This window comes from Streptomyces sp. NPDC005955, from assembly GCF_042871255.1.
Taxonomy (GTDB): domain Bacteria; phylum Actinomycetota; class Actinomycetes; order Streptomycetales; family Streptomycetaceae; genus Streptomyces.
Genome location: NZ_JBIAIF010000015.1, coordinates 21,033 through 47,425, shown reverse-complemented (window position 1 = coordinate 47,425; position 26,393 = coordinate 21,033). Strand labels below are relative to the sequence as shown.

Annotated in this window: 2 protein-coding genes; both read left to right on the top strand. The window is 74.8% G+C overall.

Annotated elements, in window-relative coordinates:
• Positions 1-11: 11 nt before the first annotated feature.
• A complete protein-coding gene (locus tag ACFYOU_RS28365; RefSeq protein ID WP_391309493.1) occupies positions 12-12,320 on the top strand; it encodes an SDR family NAD(P)-dependent oxidoreductase in 12,309 nt (4,102 codons plus the stop codon).
• On the top strand, positions 12,317-26,392 hold the full coding sequence (locus ACFYOU_RS28360) for an SDR family NAD(P)-dependent oxidoreductase (protein WP_391309491.1): 14,076 nt from the start codon (positions 12,317-12,319) through the stop codon (positions 26,390-26,392). The genes ACFYOU_RS28365 and ACFYOU_RS28360 overlap by 4 nt, the downstream gene beginning before the upstream one ends.
• Position 26,393: the final 1 nt, after the last annotated feature.

The window sequence follows — 26,393 nt, the reverse complement described above, 5'->3', positions numbered from 1 at the left end:
CGATGTCGCCCGTGGTTGATCCCCGCTTCGAGGCCGACCAGCACCGCCTGGCCGGCCGCCATCTGGTCACCAGCGTGACCGCCCAGGACGAGATCGTGCGCGGCCACCTCGTGCACGGCACCCCCGTCCTGCCGGGCGTCTTCTTCCTCGACCTGGTCCTGCGGCTGCTCCGCCACGCCGGCGTGGACCCGGCCGCCGCCGAACTGCGCCGCTGCCTGTTCATCGCGCCGGTGGTCGCCGCGGGCGACCGCGACCGGCAGTTGCAGATCTCGGTGGACCCCCCGTCCCCGCAGGGCGTCCTCCCCGTGACCGTGCGCAGCCGCCCGACCAGCGGTGGCGTCGTCCTGGACGAGGCGTGGGAGACCAACTTCCAGGCCGAGATCCGACTGTCCGAGGCCGAACAGCCCGGACGCGTCGACACGGACCGGCTGAAGTCGGCCGCCGACCAGATCTACGACGCGGACACGTTGTACGCCTTCGCCCGCCAAGTGGACATCCGGCACCGCGACTTCATGAAGGTCGACGGGACCGTCTACCGCGGCGACGGCTTCTCCCTCGGCGACGTCCGGCTCGGCCCCGACGCGCAGGAGTACCTGGACCACTTCCACATCCACCCGGTCACCCTCGACTTCTCCACCCTGGTGCCGTTCCTCCAGTTCGAGCCCGGGCAACGGGAACAGGCCGCGCGGCCGTTCATCCCGATCTACATCGAGTGCTTCCGTGCGTACGGCAGGCTGGGCGCGGCGGCCCAGGTGTACGTCCCGCGCGTGGAACAACGGGAGCTGGACGCCGAGACGGTCACCGCCGACCTCCACATCTGCCACCCGGACGGCAGCGTCGTCGCCCGGATCACCGGCTTCCGCGCCAAACGGGTCCGCACCGCCGATCTGATCACCCGACTGGCCGAGAGCGAGGCCGGCGCCCCGTCCGCTCCGCCCGCGCCGCGCGCACTGCCCCCGGTCGAACCGCCGGGGGAGGAGGCCGGGGAGGAGACGAGGGAGGAGCACCGCAGTCTGGAGGAGGCGATCAGCGACCTGGTGGCCAAGGCCCTGGACGACGGGGACGCACCGGTCGACCAGGAGCGGGGCTTCTACGACCTCGGTCTGGACTCGGTCAACCTGCTCACCATCGCCGTCTCGCTGGAGAAACTGCTCGGCACCGAGCTCTATCCGACCCTGTTGTTCGAGTACCCGACCGTGAGCAGTCTCGCCGTCCACCTCAAGGACCAGGGCCACCGGCTGGGCGGCCCGGGCACGGCGGCGCCGCAGGAACGGGCCGAACCGGCCGTGGTGGAGGTCCCGGCCGCCGCGCCGCACCCCCGGCCGTCCGCCCCCTCACACCCCCGGCCGGCCGTCGAAACCCGACCCCCGGCCGCGCCGTCCGCGGACGACGGCGGACCCATCGCCATCGTCGGTCTCGCCGGGCGTTATCCGGGCGCGGCGGACATCCGTGAGTTCTGGCGGGTGCTGCGGGACGGCCGGGACTGCGTCACCGAGGTTCCCGCCGAGCGCTGGGACCACGCACCCTGGTTCGCTCCCGGACGCCGTGAACCGGGGAAGACCCACGGCAAGTGGGGCGGATTCGTCGACGGCATCGAAGACTTCGACCCGCTGTTCTTCAACATCTCGCCACGCCAGGCCGAACTGATGGACCCGCACGAGCGGCTCTTCCTGGAGACCGCCTGGCAGACCGTCGAGGACGCCGGCTACACCCCGGAGGAACTCGGCCGGCAGACCGACGGCGCGGTCGGGGTCTTCGCGGGGGTGATGTGGAACGACTACCAGCTCCACGCCATCGAGGAACTCGCCCGGGACAACCCGCAGATCGTGGCCTCCACGTTCTCGCTGATCACCAACCGGGTCTCGTACGCCTTCGACTTCCGCGGCCCCAGCGTCTCGCTCGACACCGCCTGCTCCTCCTCGCTGACCACCATCCACCTCGCGTGCGAGGCGATCCGGCGCGGTGAGTGCAGGGCGGCCCTCGCCGGTGGGGTGAACCTGTCCCTGCACCCGTTCAAGTACCTCCGGCTCGCCGAGAACAACCTGCTGTCGACCGACGGCCGTTGCCGGGTCTTCGGTGCGGGCGCCGACGGCTACGTGCCGGGCGAGGGGGTCGGCGCCGTCCTGCTGCGGCCACTGGCCGAGGCGGAGGCTGCGGGGGACCACATCTACGGGGTCATCCGGGGTTCGGCCGTCCAACACTCCGGCCGCACCAGCGGCTTCGCCGTGCCGAGCCCGGACGCGCAGGGCCGGGTGGTGCTGGAGGCGCTGCGGCGGGCGGACGTCGACGCGGAGACGATCACCAGCATCGAGGCGCACGGCGCGGGCACCACGCTGGGCGACCAGATCGAGATCGCCTCGCTCACCAAGGCGTACCGCCGTTCCACCGACCGCCGCGGATTCTGCGCGGTGGGCTCGCTGAAGTCCAACGTCGGCCATCTGGAGGCCGCCGCCGGCATCGCCGCCCTCACCAAGGTGTTGCTGTCCATGCACCACCGGACCATCGTGCCGACGCTGCACACCGAGCGGCTCAACGAGGAGATCCCCTTCGACGACAGCCCCTTCTACGTCGCGCGCGAACTGCGGGACTGGCCGCGGGTGACCGAGCCGCGCACCGGCCTGCCCGCGCCGCGACGCGCCGGGATCAGCGCCTTCGGCTTCGGCGGGGCCAACGTCCACATGGTGGTGGAGGAGTACGAGGGGCCCGCGGAACCCGCCGCCGGGGACGGGTCGCGGACCGGACCCTCCGACCTCCAGGTCGTGCCGTTGTCCGCCCGCACCCCCGAGGCACTGCGGGCCCAGGCCGAGCAGTTGGGCCGCTTCCTGGCCGAACACCCCGAAGTGGACTTCGAGGACGTCGCCCACACGCTGCGCGTCGGACGGCGCGCCATGGAACACCGGCTCGCGGCCCTCGCCCGGGACACCGACGAACTGATCGACCTGCTCACCCGGTACGGAGCGGGCGGGGCGGACCCGACCCGACTGTTCACCGGCCGGGTCAAGCGGGGGGCCGGCGGCCCGGCCGCGGGCAGCGGTCCGGCCGAGACCGCGGCGGCCTGGGTCATCGGCTCGGACGCCGGCTGGTCGGCCGCCGCCGGGCGGCGGATCTCGCTGCCCACCTATCCGTTCGACCGACGCCGGTGCTGGATACCGGTGGCCGACCGCGCTCCTCGTACCGAGGAAGCGCCGGCGAGCACCCCTGCCGCGGCTGCGGCACCGGACCCGGACACGGGCGTGGAGGCACCCGCGGACCTGCTGCTCTACGAACCCGTGTGGGCGCCCGGGGCCGCGGTCGACGCCCGGCCGGACGGCGTGCTGCTGGTGCTGGACGACGACGAAGAACGCCTGGCCGCACTGCGCCGCCTGACCGGCCGGGTGATCGCCGTGCGGTCCGCCGCGGCCTTCGCCCGTACGGGCCCCGACGACTTCACGCTCGACCCGTCGAACGAGGGCGACCACCGGGCCCTGGCACGGACCCTGAGCGACGAGGGCACGGTCCCCGCCGCCGTCCTGTACCTGTGGCCACTGGACCGGGACGGCGCCTCCACACGTGACGGAGCCTTCGCGCTGGCCCGCGCCTGGCTGACGTGCTGTGCGACCACCCTGCCCGTGGTGTACGCCCACGCCGGGGCCCAGGAGGACCCCGAACACGCCGCCGTGGGGGGCCTGGCCCGCGGGGTACGGCGGGAACAGCCCAAGCTGGCGCTGAAGACGGTGCGGATCGACCCGGCGCTCGGCCGGACGGACCAGTGCCGTGCCCTGCTCGCCGAGGCCGCCGCCTGGCAGGACGTCGAAGTGCGGGTCACCCCCGCGGGACGGGAGGTGCTGGGCTTCCGCCGGGTCCTCTCGGCCGAAGGCCCGGCCGTGCCGGTGGCCAGGGACGGCGGCACCTATCTGATCACCGGTGGCGCAGGTGGCCTCGGGCGGCTGGTGGCCCGTCACCTCGCGGGGCGGGCCCGGGTGGCGATCGCCCTCCTCGGCCGTTCCGCAGGCGGCGCGGAGCAGGAGGCCGCGGTCGCCGAACTGGTCGCGCTGGGCGCCCGCGCCCGGTACTACAGCTGTGACATCACCGACCGGTCCGCGCTCGCCCGGACGGTCTCCGCCGTCGTGGCCGAACTCGGCGAGCTGACGGGGGTGTTGCACGCGGCCGGCGTGGTCGAGGACGGGCTGCTGCTCAACAAGGACGGCGCGGGCATCCGCCGCGTCACCGCGCCCAAGATCCTCGGCACCCGTCTGCTGGACGAGGCCACGAGCGGGGCCGCGCTCGACTACTTCCTGCTGTTCTCCTCCACCACATCGGTGCTCGGCACCGTCGGCACCACCGACTACACCACGGGCAACCGTTACCTCGACGCCTACGCCCACCACCGCGAAGCACTGCGCGCCCGGGGCGCCCGGCACGGACGCAGCCGGTCGGTCAACTGGCCGCTCTGGGCCGACGGCGGCATGCGCATCAACCCCGCGGTGGAACGCACGGTGCTGGAAGTCAACGGCCTCGAACCCCTGAAGACCCCCGACGGACTGGCGGCCCTGGAGTTCGCCCTCCGGCACCGCGCGCCCCAACTCGCCGTGTTCCGGGGGGACGTGGCACGGCTGGAGCAGCGGCTCACCCTGCACCGGACGGAGGCCACCACCGGCGACGAGCCGGACGGGGCCGAACGGACCGCCGTCAGCGCCGACGCGCTCTGCCGCGAACTGGTCGAGGTCTTCGCCGAGGTCCTGAAGCTGCCCGCACAGGACCTGGACCCACAGGAGGACCTCGCCGACTACGGGGTGGATTCGATCGCCGCGATGCGCGCGCTCGACGTGCTCGAACAGCGGTACCGCACGGCCATCGCGCCGTCCGTGGTCGCCCGCCGCCGCACCTTGCGGGCCCTGGCGGAGCACCTGGCCGAGGAACTTCCGGCCGCCGCCCCGGTCCCGGCGGCCGCACCGGACCCCGCCCCCGACCCCCACCCCGTACCCGTGTCGGGGTCTGTGCCCCCGCCCGTGCCCGTCTCCGCCTCCGCCTCCGCCTCCGCCTCCGTCCCGGAACGGGTACCCGCCGCTGCGTCGGGTACGGTCCCCGCGCCGGGGCGAGGCCCTGTCCCGGTCGCGCACTTTGGCCCCGACAGCGGGTCGCAGCGGACCCCGGCGACGCACCCGGCGGTGTCGACGGCCGTGCGCGGGCCGGCGGCGCCCACCGGGCGGATCGCCGTCGTGGCGGCGGCGGTCCGCGTGCCGGGAGCACCTTCCGTCGAGGAGTTCTGGCAGAACCTGGTGCACGGCATCCACTCGGTGTCCCGCACCCCCGACGACCGCTGGTCGCCCGCCTGGTTCACGGGCGCCGCCCCGGAGGTGGTCGCCGCGGCCCGTTGGGGCGGGTTCATCGACGGCATCGACCGCTTCGACGCGGAGTACTTCGGCATCAGCGAGCAGGACGCCGCCTGGATGGACCCGCAGCAGCGGCTCAGCCTGGAACTGGCGCAGGAACTCCTCGACCGGGCGGGCTACTCCCGCCGGGAAGTCGCCGGAGAACGCGTGGGCGTCTTCCTCGGAGTCGGCGCCAACGACTACGTGCGCCGCAACTGCATCGGCGGCCCGCCGACCACTGCGCAACTCCTGGTCAGCGCCTTGCCCAACATGGTGGCCACGCAGATCAGCCACGTCTTCGACTTCCGGGGCCCGTCCCTGGCCGTGGAGACCGCCTGCTCCTCCTCCCTGGTCGCCGTGCACCAGGCGGCGCAGAGCCTCCTGGCCGGCGAGTGCGACCACGCCATCGCGGGCGGGTGCGAACTGCTGCTCGACCCGTTCGTCTACCTCGGCCTCGGCCGTGCGGGCGTGCTCTCGCAGGACGGCCACAGCCGGGTCTTCGACCGGGCCTCCACCGGCACCGTGCCGGGCGAGGGACTCGGCATGGTGCTGCTGAAGACCGAGGAGGCGGCCCTGCGCGACGGCGACCAGGTGCTCGCCACCCTCCTCGCCTCCGCCGTGAACAACGACGGCCGGACCCTCGGCCTCACCGCCCCCAGCCACGAGGCGCAGACCGACCTGCTGCGCACCGCGATGCGGGCCGCGGGGGTCGGCTCGTCCACCATCGGCTACCTGGAGGTCAACGGTTCCGCCAGCCGCTTCGGCGACCCCATCGAGATCCATGCGGCGGCGGAGGTCTACCGCAGCATGGGCAGTGACACCCCCCACTGCGCGGTCGGCTCGGTGAAGTCGAACCTCGGCGCACTGCTGCACGCCGGCGGCATCGCCTCGCTGGTCAAGACGGTGCTCGCGGTGCAGCACGGATATCTGCCCGCCACCCTGCACTGCACGGAACCCCATCCGAGGCTCGGTTTCGAACGCACCCCGTTCCGTCCCGTCACCTCCGGTCGCCCGTGGCAGGCGGAGCCCGGGCTGCCGCGCCGCGCCGCGGTGTCCTCCTTCGGTTTCGGCGGCACCAACTGCCACGTGGTGCTGGAGCAGGCACCCGAAGGCCACCGACCGCGCCGCGCCCCGCTCGCGCTCACCGGCTTCGAACGGAGCCGGAGGTGGATCGCGGGGGGCGCCGGCAGCCCCGGCAGCGGCCTGCCGCCGTCCACCGCTCCTCACCCGGGCGGGCCGCAGGCCGCCCCCACCGCCAGCGCCGAGGAGGCGAACGACATGACATCGGGCGACGACGTCCTCGATGCCGTCACCGGCTACCTCCAGGAACTCGTCCGCGAAGTCCTGGGCACACCCGTCGCCCCGGACCCCGGCGGCTTCCTCGACCTGGGTCTCGCCTCGGCCGACCTGATGACCCTGAACGACCGCATCGAGACCGCCCTCGGCCGTCCCCTGGTGCCCACCGTCTTCTTCCGCCACCCCGACGTGGCACGACTGGCCGCACACCTGTGCGCCGAGTTCCCCGAAGAGTGCTCCCGACTGACCCGCCCGGTGCCCGAGCCGGCCGCGGCCCGCGCTGACGGGGCGCCCGCTGACGAGACGCCCGCCGACGGGGCGATCGCCGTCATCGGCATGGCCGGCCGCTTCCCCGGAGCCCGCGACACCGCCGAACTGTGGCAACGGCTGCTGAGCGGCACCGACCTGGTCACCGAGGTGCCGGCGGACCGCTGGGACCACCGCTCGGTCTACGACCCGCACGGTGGCGACGGCCGTACGGACTGCCCGCGCGGCGGCTTCCTCGCGGACGCCGACCGCTTCGACGCCGCCCTCTTCGGGATGTCGCCCGACGAGGCGGAGGCGACGGACCCGCAGTCCCGGCTCCTGCTCGAAGTGCTGTGGGAGACCGCCGAGGACGGTGCGGCGGCCGACCGGCTGCCCGGCTCGGACACCGGGGTGTTCGTGGGCCGCTCCTTCCGGGACTACGAGGAGGAGATGATCCGCGGCGACCGCCCGGTCGGGCCCTACGAGCCGATCGGGACCGCCGTGTCCATGTCCGCGAACCGGCCCTCCCACTTCTTCGACCTCACCGGGCCGAGCCTCACCGTCGACACGGCCTGCTCGGGCTCGCTCTACGCCGTGCACCTGGCCGTGGCCGCGCTGCGCCGCGGCGAGTGCGCCATGGCCTTCGCCGCGGGCACCAACCTCATCCTCACCCCCCGGCACTACACGCAGCTCTCCGCGATCGGCGCGCTGTCGCCGAGCGGTACCTGCCACGCCTTCGACGAACGGGCCGACGGCTACGTGCCCGCCGAGGCGGTCGCGGCCGTCCTGCTCAAACCGCTCGCTGCCGCGCTGCGCGACGGCGACCCGGTGCACGCGGTGATCCGGGGCACCGCGGCCAACCACCAAGGACGCTCCGGCGCCGTCACCGCGCCCAACCCCGAACGACAGAGCGCGCTCCTCGAAGCCGCCTGGGCCGATGCGGGCATCAGCCCGGACACCATCGGCTATCTGGAGGCCCACGGCACCGGCACCAAGCTGGGCGATCCCGTGGAGGCCGACGGGATCGTCGCGGCCTTCGGCCGGCACACGTCCGCCACCGGCTTCTGCACCATCGGCACGGCCAAGGCCCACCTCGGTCACACGGAGGCGGCGGCCGGCCTGACCGGCCTGGTCAAAGCCGCGCTGACCGTACGCCACGGCCTCGTTCCGGCCATGCCCGGGTACGCCCGCGCCAACCCGTACTGCGACTTCGCCGGCGGACCGCTCCGCGTCAACGGAACGACCGAACGGTGGGAGCCCGCCGACGGCCGGCCGCGCCGCGCCGGAGTCAGCTCGTTCGGGTTCGGCGGGGCGTGCGCCCACGTCGTGGTCGAGCAGGCCCCGCCGCGCCCGGCGCGGACCCCGTCCTTCGACGGGCCGCTGGTGTTCCCGTACTCGGCCGCGGACCCCGGGCGACTCCTTGAGGTGATCTCCCGTCAGCGGGCCTTCCTGGTCGCATCGGACGACCCGCTCGACTCCCTCGCCGGCACCCTGCAACGCGGTCGGTTCGCGCTGAAGGCCCGCGCCGCCGTCGTCGCGTCCGACCGCGGGGCGCTGCTGCGCGGCTTGGACGAGCTCCTGGCGGCCGGGCTCACCGGTGATCCGCTGCGCCTGGTGGGCACCGACCCGTCAGCCGAAGCGGCCCGGACGGCACGCCGGTGGACCGAGGGCGAAGCCGTGGACTGGTTGTCCCGCCCCGAGGCGTCCGCACCCCGGCTGGCAACGACCGCGTACCCGTTCGCCCGTGACCGCTACTGGTTGGCGGCGCCCGGACCCGAGCGGGCCGCCGCGCTCCCGACCGCGCCCCCCGGCCCGCCGCCCCCCGCCACCGTGCCCGTGCCCGTGCCTGTGGACGTACCTGCGTCCGGCTTCGTCCCCGCGCCGGCGCCGGGCGAGCCGTTCGCGGCGGCCGCCGGTACCACCGGCCGAGCCGGACCCACCGCAGCGGCCGAACGGGCCGTCGACACCTACCTGCGTGACAGCACGTACGACGACCGGCGCGTCGCGACCGCCCTGCGGAGCCTCGGCACGACCGCCGCACGGATGCTCGACGCGGACCTGCGCAGCCGCCTGGGCGGTGACCCGCTGGCCCCCGGGGCGCTCGCGTCGCTGGCCGCCGATCCGTCGTACGAGCGGCTGACCGCAGTGATCGAGGGCGTGCTGCGCCGTGGCCGGGCGGCCGACCCGAGCCCGTACCGAGCGGACGAGCTGGACCTGCTGCTCGCCCGACACCCCGAACTCTCGGCCCATGTGCGGCTGGTCGGCGCGTGCCTGCCCGCCCTGCCCGACGTGCTCACCGGCCGGGTCGACCCACTGGAGCTGTACTTCTCGGGCGAACACCCGAACGTGCTCGCCGACATCTACCGGGGCAACGCCATCGCCGACCACTACAACGAACTGGTCGCCCGCGCCGTGCACGGCTTCGCCGCCGCACGGCTGGCCGCCGACCCGCGCCGGCCGGTGCGGATCGTCGAGATCGGGGCGGGCACCGGCGGGACCAGCGACCGGGTCCTACGGCTGCTCGCGACGCTCGGGCCGGACGCCCGGCTGGTCGACTACCGCTACACCGACGTCTCGGCGTCCTTCTTCCGCGCCGCCGAACAGGAGTTCGGCAGTCACGGCGTCCCGCTCCGCTTCGACGTGCTGGACCTGGAGCGGGACCCCGCGGAGCAGGGCTTCGCACCCGGCTCGGCCGATCTGCTGATCGCGGCCAACGTGGTGCACGCCACCCGGCGGGTCTCGCGGAGCCTCGACCGGATGCGGACCCTGCTGGCCGACGACGGCCTGCTGGTGCTCAACGAGGTCACCGGCAACCTCGACTACCTCGCCCTGATGTTCGGCATGATCCCCGGCTGGTGGGCGTTCGAGGAGCCCGCCGAGCGCCTGCCCGGCGCACCGCTGCTGGACGTACCGCGCTGGCGGGACGCGCTCGGGGCGGCCGGGTTCACGGGAGTGGGCCCGCTCGGTGCGGCCGGACTCGACGAGGCCGAACGGGACCAGTGCGTGCTGCTCGCCGTCGCCGCGGGTCCGGTGCGCGCACCGGCCGCCGCGGAGCCCTCCGCCGAGTCCGTCACCGGGAGCACCGCCGTCGTGTCGCCGCCCGCACCGGACGCCGGATCGCAGGACTCCCTGATCGCCCACCTCGGCCGGATCTTCGCCGAGTTCCTGCGACTGCCCGTCACGGACATCGACCCCACCGCGACCTTCGACCGCTACGGTCTCGACTCGCTCGGGGCGATCCAACTGGTCCGCACACTGGAGAAGGACTTCGGGCGGCTGCCCAAGGTGCTGCTCTACGAGCGCACCGCACTCGACTCCGTCGCCCACTACCTGCGCGAGCACGCCCCGGAGGCCTGCGCCCGCTTCACCGCGGTCGCGGCCGCGGCCCCTGCGTCCGCGCCCGCCCCTGCGTCCGCGCCCGCCCCCGTGTCCGCGCCCGGACCGGCGCCGCTGCCCGCAGCGGACGGGGCGGCCGTCGACGACCCGGTCGTCGTCGTCGGGCTCTCGGTCAGGTTCCCCGGCTCGCCCGACGCGGAGGCGCTCTGGCGCAACCTGCACGACGGCGCCGACCTGGTCACCGAAGTGCCCGCCGAGCGGTTCGACTGGCGGCGCATCCACGGGGACCCGGTCCGCACCCCCGGGCGGACCAACAGCAAGTGGGGCGCCTTCATCGACGGCGTGGGCGAGTTCGACGCGGGCTTCTTCGGGATCTCCCCGCTGGAAGCCGATCTGATGGACCCCCAGCAGCGGCTCTTCCTCCAGGCCGCTTGGGCCGCGGTGGAGGACGCGGGCCATCGGCCCTCGGAGCTCAGGGGCACGCGCACCGGAGTGTTCGTGGGCGCCACCTCGCACGACTACGACGGCCACCTCACGGCGATCGGCCGGGACCGCGAGGCGCACTCCAGCAGTGGACTCGCCCACTGCATCATCGCCAACCGGGTCTCGTACCTGATGGATCTGCGGGGGCCGAGCCAGTCCATCGACACCGCCTGCTCCAGTTCGCTGTTCGCCCTGCACGCGGCCGTCCGCGCCATCCGCGACGGTGACTGCGACCAGGCCGTCGCGGGCGGCGTCCACCTGGTGCTCACCGAACCGCTGTACGTGGCGCTCGGCCAGACCGGGATGCTCTCGCCCACCGGACGGTGCCGCACCTTCGACGCGTCCGCCGACGGCTTCGTCCGCGGCGAGGGAGTCGCCGCCGTGCTGCTCAAGCCCCTGAGCCGGGCCCTCGCGGACGGCGACACCGTGCACGCCGTCGTCCGGGGAACGGGCACGGGACACGGCGGCCACGTGCAGTCCCTGACCGTGCCCAGCCCGGCCGCCCAAGCGGACCTCGTCTCCTCGGTGTACCGCAGGGCGGGCGTCGACCCGCGCACGGTCACCTACGTCGAGGCGCACGGCACCGGCACCGCGGTCGGCGACCCGATCGAGGTACGCGGTCTGCGGCTCGCCTTCGCGGAACTCACCGGGGAACGGGGCGAGGTGACGGCCCCCTGGTGCGGCCTGGGCACCATCAAGTCCAACATGGGCCACCTGGAGGCGGCCGCCGGCATCGCGGGGCTGGTGAAGGTCGTGCTGGCGATGCGGCACGGCACGCTGCCCGCCAGCATCCACTACCACCGGCCCAACCCGCTGCTGGAACTGGAGGGCAGCCCGTTCCACGTGGTCGACACCACCCGGCAGTGGCGTCGGTTGACGGACGCCGCAGGGCGGGAGGTTCCGCGCCGGGCCGGCATCAGCTCGATGGGCTTCGGCGGCGGCAACGCCCACGTCCTGCTGGAGGAACCGCCCGGCCGGGAGACCCCCGCGCCGACGGCCGGGGGCCCGCAGCTGGTGCTGCTCTCCGCCCGCGACGAGGACCGGCTACGGGCAGCCGCGCGACGGTTGCTCGACCACCTGTCGCACCATCAGATCCCCGTCTCCGACCTGGCGTTCACGCTCGGGGAAGGCCGGGACGCGATGGCCCGGCGGCTCGCCGTGGTCGCCTCCGACCAGGAGGGCGTACGGGAGCAACTGACCGCCTTCCTGGCAGGGCGGCCCGGCCGGTACGCGGTCGGCACCGCCGGGCCGCGCACCGCGCCGCCCGAGGGCTCCGTCCCGGACGACCTGCTGGACCGGGGCCGGGCCTGGGCGTCGGGCGCCGACCTCCCCTGGTCCCTGCTCCACGGCCCCCGGGGCGACGCCCGGCGGGTCTCCCTGCCGACCTACCCGTTCGCACCGGAGTGGCACTGGGCCCACGGCCCGGCGCAGGAGGCGCCCCAGTCGACGCCCCAGCAGGCCGAGGCGCCGGAGACGGTCCGCGCTCCCGCCGACGCCCCGGCCGACGGTCGGCTCCAGGGCGTGCTGGAGGCACTGCAACGCGGTGAGCTGTCGGTCGACGAGGTCGACCGGCTGATGGCCACGAGCGAGAACGGATCCCACGCATGACCGCTGAGTCCGCTTCCCTCCGCCGGAGCATCCTGGCCCGGGTCGACGCCGGCGCGCTCACACCCGCCGAAGCCGTGTCGCTGCTCCAACCCGGCGGGCACAGCCTCGCCCTGTTCCGCCCGCAGTGGCAGCAGCGGCCGGCTGCCGCGCCGGTCGGGTCCGAACCGCCGGGCCTGATGGTCGTGGCGACCGACAGCCGCTCACTCGCCGCCGCTCCGGCCGGCGCGCTCCGCGTCGCCCTCGGAGCCACCGAAGCCGCCACCGATGCAGCCGATGCAGCCGACGCACGGCCCGACGGCACGGTGCACCTCGCCGATCCGACCGACACGGCCGCCTGGTCCGCGCTCTGGGCGGACCGGCGCCGGACGGGGCGGCCACCGCGCCGCGCCGTCTTCCTGGTCGACACCGCGGCCGACGCCGCGGAACACGCCCTCGACCCCGTCTTCGCGGCCGTCCGAGCGGTGGTCGTCGACCGGGAGAACGGCCCGGTGGACCTCGTCTGCGTGGTCACCGGCCCCGGCCGGGAAGCGGTGGCCTCGTCCTTGGGCGGCTTCTGCCAGATCGCCGGCTTCGAGGACCGCCGCATCCGCGCCGTAGCCGTCCACGCCCCCGAACTGCCCGCCGGACCGGCCGGGGCCGCGGAGGCACTCCGACTGGGGCTCGTCGAACTCGCTCAGGCCCGGCCGGGCGCCGCACAGGTCCGCCACGACCGCAGCGGCCGCACCGTTCGCACGGTGCTGCCCACCGCGGCACCGGAGGCGAACCGGCCGGTCTTCCGGCAGGGCGGCGGCTATCTGATCACCGGCGGCGCGGGCGGCATCGCGCTGCGCCTCGCCGAACTGCTGGCCGCGCGCCACGGTGCCCGGTTCGTCCTGATGGGACGGTCGGAGCCCGGCGAGCGGATCCGCGCCGCCTGCGCTCGGATCGGTGAGCTGGGCGGAGCGGCCCACTACGTCCGCGGGGACGTCAGCACGCCCGCCGACGTCGCCACCGCCGTGCGGTTCGCCCTGCGGGAGTTCGGGGCCCTGCACGGAATCCTGCACTCCGCGGGGATCAACAACGACACCTACGTGGTCAACAAGGAACCGCGCGACGTGCAAGCGGTGACCACGCCCAAACTCGCCGGTGCCCGACAGCTCGACCTCGCCACCGCCGAACTGCCGCTGGACTTCTTCGCGTTGTTCTCCTCCACCGCCGCCTACCTCTGCATGGCCGGCCAGAGCGACTACGCCGCGGCCAACCGGGGCCTGGGCGGGTTCGCCGCAGCCCGCGAGGCCCTGGTGCGGGAGGGGCGGCGCAGCGGTCGGACCGTCTCCGTGTGCTGGCCGCTGTGGAGCGGCGGCGGCATGGACCTGGAGCCGAGCGACCGGCGCGTGCTGGAGCAGCTCCAGGGGATGGTCCCGATGCCGCCGACCGAGGGGCTCGCCGCGCTGGAGGCGGCCGTCCGCGGTGAGGGCGCCGAATGGCTCGCCGTCTACGGGAACCCGTCCCGGGCCGCGGACTTCATCGCCTCACGGATGGCGGACCGGTCCGTCGACCCGACCCCGGAGCACCCGTCCCCCGTTCCGTCCACCGACCCAGGTGCCGACGACTCCGCCGCCGACCTGACCACCACCCATCCGGTTGCTGCCGTCGAGCCCAGCGCCCCGCCGACCTCGAACCCGGACCAGGCGACCGGTCCGGCTCCCGAACTGCTCGTCGCGGTGGAGGGATGGCTGCTGCGACTCGTCTCGGACACCGTCCGGCTCCCGGTCGGACGGCTCGGCCGTGACCAGGAGTTCTCCACCATCGGCGTGGACTCCATCCTCATCAGGAGGCTCACCACCGTCCTGGAGGACGAACTCGGCCCGCAACCCGTGACGCTCTTCTTCGAGTACCGCAACGTGGCGGAACTCGCCGCCCGACTGGTCCGCACGCACGCCGAGCAACTGAGCCGCCTGCTGCCGTCCACCCGGCCCGCACCCGTGACCGAACGGGGACCGGCGGTGGTCGAGGCGCGGCCCGAACGCGGGTCCTCCCAGGAGCCGATCGCCGTCATCGGCCTGGCCGGCCGCTACCCCGGGGGCGAGGACCTGGAGGAGTTCTGGCGCTCCCTGGCCGAGGGCCGCGACTGCGTCGGCCGGATACCACCCGACCGCTGGGAACACGCCGACTACCACGCCCCCGGCGCCCGCCGACCGGGCATGTCGTACGGCGACTCCGGCGGCTTCCTGCGCGACGTCGCCCGCTTCGACGCCGCCTACTTCCACGTCTCACCCCGCGAGGCGGAGCGCAGCGACCCCAAGGAACGGCTCTTCCTGGAGGTCGCCGCCAGCGCCCTGCAAGACGCCGGCCACTCGCGGCGCCTGCTCCACGAGCGCACCCGCGACGCCCGCGGACGCCACGCGATCGGCGTCTTCGTCGGCGTCACCGGCTCCTCCTACGGGCTGCTGGGCGCCGAGGAGTGGGGCAGGGGCCATCGGGTGATCGCACCGGCCATGGACTTCTCGGCGGCCAACCGCCTCTCGTACTGGCTCGACGCGCACGGCCCGAGCATGGTCGTCGACACCGCCTGTTCCGCCTCGCTGACCGCGCTCCACCTGGCCTGCGAGAGCCTGCGGTCCGGGGAGAGCCGGATCGCCGTCGCCGGGGGCGTCTGCATCAACGTCCACCCCAGCAAATGGGTGGTCCTCTCCGAGCTGCGGATGCTCGCCCCCGGCGGGCGGTGCCGGGCCTTCGGCGAGGGCGGGGACGGCTTCGTGCCCGGGGAGGGCGTCGGCGCCGTCGTCCTCAAGCCGCTGTCGGCCGCGGTCGCGGACGGCGACCCGATCCGTGGCGTCATCCGCGGCACGGCCGTCAACCACGGCGGTCGCACCAACGGGTACACCGTGCCCAGCCCGCAGGCCCAGGGCTGGGTGGTCGCCGACGCGCTGCGCGCCGCCGGGGTCGACGCCCGCGACGTCGGCTACGTCGAGGCGCACGGCACCGGCACCCTGCTCGGGGACCCGATCGAGGTGGCGGGGCTGCGCCGCGCCTTCGGCGAGTACACGGACGCGACCGGCTTCTGCGCCCTCGGGTCGGTGAAGTCCAACATCGGGCACGCGGAGTCGGCGGCGGGGATCGGCGGCCTCACCAAGATCCTGCTCCAGATGGAGCACCGCACCATCGTGCCCACCCTCCACTGCGAGGACGAGAACCACACCCTCGACCTCGCCCGGACCCCCTTCGTCCTGCCCCGCACCGCCCGGCCCTGGGAGCAGCACGGCGACCGGGCCCGACTCGCGGCACTCAGCTCCTTCGGGGCCGGCGGGGCCAACGCCCACGTCATCGTCGAGGAGTACCGGCCGCCCGTACGGCAGTCCGGCCCGTCGACCCGGCCCGAGCTGATCGTGTTGTCCGCGCTCGACGAGGAGCGGTTGCGGACCGTGGCCGCCCGGCTGGCCGAGCACCTGGAACGGTCCGGGGCCCCGCTCCCGCTCGACTCGCTGGCCGTCACCCTGCAACAGGGACGCGACCCGCTCGACGCCCGGCTCGCCCTCGTCGTCCAGGACGTCGCGGAGATCGCCCCCGCCCTGCGCGGCCACCTCGCCGGCCGTGCCGTGCCCGGCCTGCTCACCGGCCGGGCCGACCCGACGGGGCCCGCCGACGGGGACCCCGGAAAGCTGCTCCGCCTCGTGGAGGAGGGGCAACTCGACGAACTGGCCCGTGCGTTCACGGCCGGCGCGGACATCCCCTGGCAGCACGTCGACCGCCCCGGAGTGCGCCGGGTGCCGCTGCCCACCTATCCGTTCGCAGGCGGCCGCCACTGGATCCGTACGACCGCCCCCCGGCCGGAGACCGACACCGTCACCGTCCGGCTGGACCCCTCCGACCCGCTGGTCTCCGACCACGTCGTGGACGGCCGCACGCTCGCCGCGGGGGTCCTGCAACTGGAACTCGCCCGAGCCGCCGCCGCGGCGCGGGGCGCCCGGCCCGTGGCCCTGGCGGACGTCCGCTGGCGGGTACCGCTGGAGGTCGCCGCCGACGGGAGCGACGTGCGGGTCACGCTGCGTCCGACGGATGACGGCACGACGTACGAGATCAGCACGGGCGAGGAGGGCGCCCGGACCGTGCACAGCACCGGCACGATCCGCGACGGCGACCACGACCCCGCCGCACCGCTCCCGTTGGACGCGCTGCGGGCCCGCTGCCCGGAGACCGTCGACGGCGAGGAACTGTACGCGCGGGCCGCCGCCGCGGGACTCGCCTACGGACCCGCCTACCGCCGGGTCCGTCGACTGCTGCACGGCGCTGGTGAGTCCCTGGTGGAACTGGAGCCGACCGCGGAGCCCACCGCCCCCGGAGCCCTCCCCGCCGGCCTGATCGACAGCGCACTGCACGCGGTGCAGGGCGTCCTGCCCGAGGAACTCGCCGCCCGCACCCCCGTACCGGCGGCCGTCGCGACGGTGCGCCTGCTCGGCGAGCCCGCCGCGGCCCGCTACGCGTACGCCCGGCTGCGGCGCTCGGACGCCACCACCGCCCGCTGCGAGGTGGTGGTCGCCGACGCGCACGGACGACCCGTGCTCGTCCTGGACGACTTCACGGTCGCGGGCCGGGCCCGCGCCACCGGGGAACCGGTCACCTACCTGCGACCCCAGTGGTCCGCGATCGAGCCCGCACGCCTCGCGGACACCGGGCGCGGGCGGGCCCTGGTGCTCTCCACCCCGGACGACTTCGGGCTCGCCGCCCGACTCGCCGAGCGGTTCCCGGGCGCGCTGGTGGCCGACCTCGCCCGGCTCGACGCCGCCACCGACCTGCCGCGGTTGCTCGCGGAGGCGGGACCCGCCCCCGACGTGTACTTCCTCGGCGGGGTCGACCGCATCCGTTACAGCCACGAGGACCTGGACCACCTGGAACGGAGCCAGGAACGCGGCGCGGTCGCGCTCTTCCACCTGGCCCGGGCCTTCGCCGCCGCACGTCCGCGCGGAGCCCGACTGACCGTGGTCACCTGCGGCGTCCAGCAACCGGACCCGGCCGTGCCCGCCGCCCACCCGTTCGCCGCCTCGTTGATCGGTCTGACCCGCTCGCTCGCCCGGGAGCTGCCCTTCCTGAAGGTGGGGCTGCTCGACCTCGATCCGGTCGAACTCGCCGCCGGCGACACCACCCGAGCCCTGCTGGACACGGTCACCACGGCCGCCGACGCGGGGACGGTCGTCGAACGCGCGCTGCGCGGCGGCGTGCTCCTGGAGTGCGGGCTGACCGAAGTACGGCTACCGCCCACGGACGAGAACGCGCTGCCGCTGCGTCGGGGCGGCTGCTACCTCGTGCTGGGCGGAGCGGGCGGGCTCGGCTCGGTGATCGCCCGTCATCTCGCCGTGCGGTACGGGGCGCGGCTGGCGCTCGTCGGCCGGCGGCCCGGCGAGGCGCTGCCCGCCGGATACCTCGACGGGCTGCGCGCGGCGGGCGCCGACGTGCTCTACGAGTCGGCCGACGTGACCGACCCCGCGGCGATGCACCGCGTCGTCAAGGCGGTCCGCGGACGCTTCGGTGCGATCGACGGGGTCGTGCACTCCGCCTTCGTCCTGGCGGACCGCACGTTGGAGCGGATGGACGAGGCCACCTTCCGCGCCGCCCTGGACCCCAAGGTGCGCGGCACGGTCGTGCTGGAACAGGTGCTGGCCGACCAGGACCTCGACTTCGTCGCGCTGTTCTCCTCCGCGATCTCGCACACCGCCAACCCCGGCCAGGCCAACTACGCGGCCGGCTCCACCTTCCAGGACGCCTTCGGACGCTATCTGAGCGCCCGCCTGCATCGCCGTGTGCGGCTCTTCAACTGGGGCTTCTGGGGCGAGAGCGGCTCCGTCGCCACGGACGAGTACCGGGCCCGGATCAGTGCCTCCGGGGTGGAGCCGCTCAGCGACGAGCAGGGACTGGACGCCTTCCGCCGGGTGCTCGCCGCACCGGTCGTCCAACTGGCGCCCATCCGCCTCGCCGCACCACCGGACGGCCCGGCCCGACGGCTCCGGTCGAGCGCCGCCCCGGGGCTGGCCGGCCCGGCCGCCGCGGGCGCGGCCGAAGGCCCGGGCGCCGGGCCGGCGGCGCTCCCCGGACGCGACTACTTCGACGGGGTGGAACGACTCGCCAGGCAGCAGATCATGGACGCGCTGCGCGGCCCGGGGGACCTGCGACCGGGGGAGCGGATCGACCAGGAGCAGCTGGCTCAGCGCCTGTCGGTGCTGCCCGGCCGGCGACGCCTGCTGGCCGCCGCGTACGCGGCCCTCGTGCACGGCGGACACCTCACGGCCGACGGCACGGTGACCGCGCTGCACCACGAGGCCCCCGCACTCCGCACTGACCTGGCCGAAACCCATCCGCACAGCGTCGGCGCCCTGGAACTCATCGCCGACTGCGCCGCGGCACTGCCCGATGTGCTCGCGGGCCGCAGAGCGGGACTCGAACTCCTCTTCCCGGGCGGCTCCGACCGGCGGGTCGCCCCCCTCTACCACGACGACCCGCGGTCGGCCTTCTTCAACGACGTCTGTGCCGGCGCCGTGCGGGCGGCGGTCAGCCGCGTGCTGGACGCGGACCCGGACGCCTCCGTGTCGGTCCTGGAGATCGGCGCCGGAACCGGCGGGACCAGCCGTCCGGTCCTCGACGCCCTGGCGCCGTACGGGTCCCGGCTGAGCTACGACTACACCGACCTCGCCACCGGTCTGGTGCGGCGGGCCGAGCAACGGCTCGGCGCCGCACACCCCTTCGTCCGCTTCCGGACGCTGGACGTGTCCACCGATCCGCAGGCACAGGGGTTCCCGGCGGGCGGCTGGGACGTGGTGCTCGCCGCCAACGTCCTGCACGCCACGCCCGACCTGCGGCAGACCCTCGCCCACTGCCGCCGGCTGCTGCGCCCGGGCGGCGTCCTGGTGCTCAACGAGGCCACCCGGGTGCTCGACTCGGTGAACGTGGTCTTCGGCCTCACGGACGGTTGGTGGGCCTACCGGGACGGCGAACTGCGGCTGCCGCACGCGCCCCTGCTGCGACTCGCCGCCTGGCGGGCGGTGCTCGCCACGTCCGGTTTCCGCGACGTCCGCGCCCAGGGGGTGCCCGGGGTGCCCGAAGCGGAGTCGGGTCAGCACGTCCTGATCGCCGAGCACGACGGCTGGACCGAGGAGCCGACGGGGGCCGCAGCACCGGTGACCGCCGCCGTGCCGTCCCGCCCCGTGCCGTCCGGGCCGGCGGCGCCGTCTGGGCCCGTGCCGCAGCAGGCGCCGGACGCGGTGGCCGTCGCCGCGCCGTCGGCCGACGCACGGAGCCGGGCGGTGCGCTGGCTGACCGGGGCGTTCGCCGAAGCCCTGCACCTGCCCGCACAGGAGTTGGAGACGGCCGCCCCGCTGGAGGTCTACGGCGTCGACTCGCTGATCACCATGGAGGTGGCCGACCGGGTCGAGCGTGAACTGGGCGAGGACATCGGCCCGTTGCCGTTCCTCGGCGGCACCATCGACTCCGTCGCGGAGGCGCTGGCCGCAGCGGGGCGGTTCGCCCACGACGGTGCGGGCACGACGCCGGCCCCCGCCCCCGCCGCCGTCGACCGGCAGCGGGAGGACGGCGACCACGCTCAGGCGGTCGGCGCCGCAGCCACCGCGCTCCGCGCACGCGTTTCCACGGCCACCGAACAACAGCTCGTCGGAACCGCTGGTCCGGCCGTCAGGAACACCCACCCGCCCCGACCCGTCGCCGTCGTGGGGCTGGCCGGCCGCTATCCCGGAGCCGACCACCTGGACGCGTTCTGGGAGAACCTGCGCACCGGCCGGCGCTCCATCAGCGAGGTGCCGAAGGACCGTTGGACACCCTCCCAGCACCACGACGCCCCCGGCCGGCCCCCGCACCGCTGGGGCGGCTTCCTGGACGGCGTCGACCTGTTCGACCCGCGTCTCTTCCGGATCTCGCCCCGTGAGGCGGAACGGATGGACCCCCAGGAACGGCTGTTCCTGCACTGCGTCTGGGAGGCGCTGGAAGACTCCGGCAGCACGGCCGAAGGCCTCCGTGACCAGGCCGGCACGGCAGGCGTGGGCGTGTTCGTCGGCGCCAGCGGAGCCCCGTACCAACACCTGTCCCTGGAACGCTGGGGCCGCGGCCACCGGGAAGCCCCACCCTCCGGCGCGTGGTCGGTGGCCAACCGCGTCTCGCACGTCTTCCGGTTCGGCGGGCCCAGCATCGCGGTGGACACCGTCTGCTCCTCCTCGCTGACCGCGCTCCACCTCGCCTGTGCGTCACTGCGGAGCGGAGAGTGCGCGGTCGCGGTGGCCGGCGGCGTGAGCCTGGTGCTCCACCCTTCCCACCACCTGGCCCTGTCCGCGGCGACCATGCTCTCCCCCGACGGCCACGGCCGGGCCTTCAGCGCTGCCGCCGACGGAATCGTCACCGGGGAGGGCGTCGGCGCGGTCGTCCTCAAACCGCTTGAGGCCGCGCTCCGTGACGGAGACCGGGTGCACGGCGTGCTCCTCGCCTCCGGCATCAACGCCAACGCCTCCACCGGTGCCTACGCGACACCGGACCGGGCCGCGCAGCACCGCCTGCTGAGCGACGTGCTCGACCGGTCCGGGCTGCGCCCCGGGGACGTCCAGTACGTGGAGGCCGCGTCCGCCGGTTCCCCTTTGGCCGACCCGCTGGAGGCCGGGGCGCTCGGTGACCTGTACGGCGCCGGAGACGGCCTGTACGTCGGCTCCGTGAAGCCCGCCATCGGCCACCTGGAGGCGGCGTCCGGAATGGCGCAGCTCACGAAGGTGCTGCTCCAGCTCAGACACGAACGGTTCGCGCCCACGCCGGACTGCGACCCGCCGCACCCGGACATCGAGGGCTCCGGTCTCCACCCGGTTCGCGCGGAAACCCCCTGGCCACGGCCGGCCGGTGGCCGCCGGCGCGCGGCGGTGAGCGCCTTCGGCGCGGGTGGCGCCAATGCGCACGTCGTCGTCGAGGAGGCTCCGCCCACCCGGCCGGAGCAGGGGCGCGGCCCGGCACGACCACAGGTCGTCGTGGTCTCCGCCCACCGGGAGGAACGACTGCGGTGCGCCGTGCAGCGGCTGCGCGACCGCCTCGCGACCGAAGGCGCCGGCCTGCCGCTCCCCGACGTGGCCCGCACGCTCCAACGGGGCCGCACCGCACTTGCGTACCGGCTGGCCTTCGTCGCTGCGGACACGGCCGGAGCGGTGGCCGCGCTCACCGCGCACCTGGACGGTCGTGGCGCCGAGCACGGAGTACTGACCGGCCGGGCGCGGCGCACCCCGCAGCCGACCGCCCCGCCCACCGACGATCCGGCGGCGCTCGCTGCCGCCTGGGTCTCGGGCGCCCCGGTGGACTGGACCGACCTGGACCGCGACCAGGACCGCCGGGTCGTCCCGCTGCCGCACTACCCCTTCGCCGAGGAGCGTTACTGGATGTCCGACACACCGGCTCCCCCCTCCCTTCCGGAAACCGTCCCGACACGCGCGACCGCCGACCGGGCGGCCGAGCCCGCCGGCTCGGCCGTGCCCGACCCGTCGCCCGCCGGGCCCCTGGTCACTCCCGACGCTGAGGCCGAGCCCGTGCCTGTGCCTGTGCCCGTGCCCGGAGCGGCGACGGCCGGACCGGAGCGGGTGCGCGCCGCGGTGGTCTCCGCGATCGGTGAGGTGCTCGGGGTCCCGGCCCGTGACGTGGACTTCGCCGATCACCTCAGCGACTACGGCTTCGACTCCGTCAGCGTGTTGGCCCTGGCCGCCCGTCTGGAGGCCGACCTCGCCGTGCCGGTCAGCCCCACCGCCCTGTACGCCGCACCGGATCTCGCCGGGCTGGTGGACCTCATCGCCCCGGCCGCGCCCGTCCCGGTGCCCGGGGCGCGGACCCCGGCCCCGGAGACCGTTGTCGCGTCCCCGGCGCCGACCTCGGTCTCCGAGCCCACCACGGCACTTCGCGAACGGCCGTCCCGTGCGGCCGTCCCGCGTACCGGCCCCGAGCCGGTGGCCATCGTGGGCATGGCCGGCGCCTTCCCGGGCAGCCCCGACCTGGAGGCGTTCTGGGCCAACCTGATCGCGGGCCGTGATCTGGTCGGTACCGTCCCGGCCGGTCGTCCGGACGAGGCCGCCCCCGACGGGATCGGCGGCTTCCTCAGCGACATCGACCACTTCGACGCCGAGTTCTTCCGGATCTCGCCCCGCGAGGCCCGGCTCATGGACCCCCAGCACCGGCTCTTCCTCCAGACGGCGTGGCGGGCCGTGGAGGACGCGGGGCGCGACCCGCTCGGGCTCGCCGGCAGCGACACGGGCGTGTTCGTCGGCGTCGCCTCCTCGGAGTACTCGCAACTCCTGCTGGCCAGCGGTGTCCCGGTGGACGGGCAGATGGCGACCGGCAACGAGCACAGCATGCTGGCCAACCGCCTCTCCTTCCTGCTCGACCTGCACGGCCCGAGCGAACCGGTGGACACCGCCTGCTCCAGCAGCCTGGTGGCCGTGCACCGCGCGGTCCGGGCCATCCAGGACGGCGACTGCTCGGCGGCCCTCGCGGGCGGCGTCAACCTCATCCTGAACAGCAACGGCTTCCAGGCGTTCGGCAGCGCGGGGATGCTCGCCGCGGACGGACGCTGCAAGAGCTTCGACCACCGGGCCGACGGCTACGCCCGGGGTGAGGGCGTCGGCACGCTGTTCCTCATGCCACTGAGCCGCGCGGAGGCGGAGGGCCATGAGATCCACGCGGTGATCCTGGGCAGTGCCGTCAACCACGGCGGGCGGGCCACGTCCCTCACGGCCCCCTCGCCGAACGCCCAGGCAGCCGTGATCAGCAGTGCGCTCCGGCGGGCGGGGGTCGGGGCGGACACGATCGGCTACGTCGAGGCGCACGGCACCGGCACCGTCCTCGGTGACCCCATCGAACTGCAAGGTCTCACCGAGGCGTTCCGCAACAGCGGGTGGGGCGGCGCGCAGCGCCACTGCGCACTCGGCACGGTGAAGACCAACGTCGGTCATCTGGAGACCGCTGCGGGCATCGCCGGCGTCATCAAGACCGTCCTGGCCATGCGGCACCGCATGCTGCCGCCACTGCTGCACCTGGACCGCCCCAACCCGCTGCTGGAACTGGAGCGCAGCCCGTTCCACCTGGTGGACAGCGCCCGCCCCTGGGACAGCCGCGTTGTGGACGGCCGTCAACAACCGCGCCGGGCCGGGGTCAGCTCCTTCGGCTTCGGCGGCGCCAACGCCCATGTGGTGCTTGAGGAGTACCGCGGTCGTCCGGTCGGCCCCGGCGCCCCGGGACCGCAACTCGTCGTGCTGAGCGCGCTCCACCAGGAGCAACTGACCCGGTACGCCGCCGCCCTGCTGGCGCACGTCGAACGGGCCCTGTTCCGGGGCGTCGACGCGGACGCCGGGCTTGCGGACCTGGCCAGGACGCTCCAGACGGGGCGCCCCGAACTGCCGTACCGGCTCGCCCTGGTGGCGTCCACTCGGGAGGAACTGACCGCCGCGCTGCGCGCCGTGGCCGATGGGGCCGTCCCCGCTGACGGCACGGACGGCACCGTCGTCCTCGGCCGGGCCGACGACGGGGCCGACCTCGCGGCCCTCGTCGGACCCGACCCCGCGCGGCTGCTCGCCTCGGGAGCCGAGGAGGGCCTGCGCCGCATCGGCTCCCTCTGGGCACGGGGAGCGAAGGTGGACTGGGCGGGGCTGCACGATGGCGGGCGCCGACCGGTCCGACTGCACCTGCCGACCTATCCGTTCGCCCGGCACCGGCACTGGCTTCCCGGTGCTGCGGTGACCACGGCGCCCACGGGTGCGGCACTGCCGCCCGCCGCCGAACCGGCCCTGGCACCCCGCCCGCAGCCGCAGCCGCGAGCGGTCCGGGCCGTCGAACCCACGGCCGTTGTGCGGTCGGCTCCCGCTCGGACGGAGGCTCCCGCCCCCCAGGCCCCGGCCCCCGCTCCGGCCCCCGCCCCGGCTCCCGTCCTGGCGCCGGCCCCCGTACCTGCCCCCGACCCGGCCCCCGCCGCTGAGGTGGCGCGCCCCCCGGCCCCAGCGGCGGAGGAACTGGGAGCCATCATCGCCGAAGGCGTCGGCATGCCCGCGGACAGCCTCGACCCCGCCCGGGACTTCGCCTCGTACGGCATCGATTCCATCGCCGCCCTGCGCATCATGCAACGCGTCCAGGCCCGGTTCGGCGAGGACGTCCCGATGGCCGCCATCTTCGAGTACTCCACGGTCCGCGACCTGGCGGCCCACCTGACGGCGGACGGGCACGCGAGCGAGCGGGAGCCCGCCCGGGACGCACCGCCCACCGCACCCGGCACCGACACCGCGGACCGGACCGCACCGGCACCGGCCCCGGAGCAGGCCGCGCCCGCGGTTCCGCCGGCGGCCAAGGTCTTCGAGCTGGCCCCGCCCACGGACCCCGAGGGCCCACCCGTCTTCGCCCTGTACGGCGACACCGGGGAACTCAGCTGGCTGGTGAACCTCCTGGACGGCCTGACCGGAGCGGGAGCGGTCCTGGGCGTCCAGGCCCCGGGCTTCGGAACGCGACCGCCCACCACCGCCACGATGGCCGAACTCGGCCAGCAGTGCGCCGAGGCGGTCCTGCGCGAACGGGCCTCCGGGCCCTTCCGGTTGGCCGGCTACGCGACCGGCGCCCTGGTGGCCGTCGAGGCCGCCCGTGCCCTCGCCGAACAGGGACACGAGGTCGAACGGTTGACCCTGGTCGCCCCCGCCGCGCCCGGCCGGCCCACGAGCGGCGACGAGGCCGACGAGGTCCGGCGGGCCGCGCTCGACCTCGCCGAGGCGTGGGGCGCCCGCGAACGGCTGGACGAGGGGATGCTGCCCGCCGGTTCCGACGTGCCCACGGTGGCGGCCGGCGCCGCCCGGCTGCTGCGGGCACACGCCGAACCGCCCGTGCCGGAGGGACGACTGACCCCCTGGCTGGAGGCGGCCGGCGGCTGGCGCGGCACGCTCGCACGAGCCGCCGCGGACTACGCCCCCCGACCCCTGGCCGGCGCGGCCCGCACCGTGATCCTCACCGCCGCCGAGACCGAACCGGCCGACTGGCACCGTCTGATCGTTCCACCGCCCATCGTTCGTGAACTCCCCTCAGACCTCAGGCTGTTGAGTGACCCTTCGGCGGCCGGCCGGCTCCGCGCCGCCGACACGACCACGGAGGTCGAGCGGCAGCCGGAGCCCAACACGGCGGACGGGGCCGAGGGCGTCGACGAGGACGAGGGCGCCCATCTGGTCTCCGTGAACGGCGGCGGCGAGCGCCCCGCCACCTTCTGGACCCACCACCTCTTCGGTGACGTCAGCTACTGCGTCTACCTCTCGCGCCACCTGGGGCCCGACTACCCGGTGTTCGCCCTGGAACAGGTCGACTACGAACTGACCTTCCGGTCGTTCGACGACATCCAGCAGATGGGCTCCGCCTACCTGGCCGCGCTGCGCCGGCGCAAGCCGCACGGCCCGTACCGGATCGGCGGCTGCTCCTTCGGCGGCGTCATCGCCTACGAGATGACGCAGCAGCTGCTGGCCGCCGGGGAGGAGGTCTCCCACCTCTACCTGGTGGACCCGTTGATGCCCGGCACCGGCGCCTGGGACGGCGTGGACGCGAGCGGGGTGGCGGAGAGCGACGGCGAGAACCTGGCCCTCATGCTCATCGGAAACTCCGCATGCCAGCTGTGGCGGGTCGACGAGCAGATCGTCGTCGGGGACCTGCGCGGCCTCACCCTCGACGAGCGGTTCGACGCGATGGCCCGGCACGTCGTCGGCAACTCGCCGGCCACCCTGGCCCACGACCACGTCCTGAAGCTGATGCGCAGCAAGTGGGACGTGCTCCAGCTCAACGGCAAGCTCCTGGACGGCTACCAGGCGGTGCCGCTGCCCGGCGCGGTGGACGTCACCGTCTTCCACGCCGAGCGGGGCTTCTCGGCCCCGGGCAACCCCTTCGGGATGCCGGCCATCCCGCGCACGGACGGAGACACCAGCAACGGGCTCGCCGGCCTCGTACCCGGGCCCTGCTTGACCGTTCACGCCATGGACGCCGACCACTTCACCATCGTGCTGGAGGAGAACCTCCAGCGGATCGCGGGCCTGCTGCGGCCCTCACTGGACCGGGAGTGAG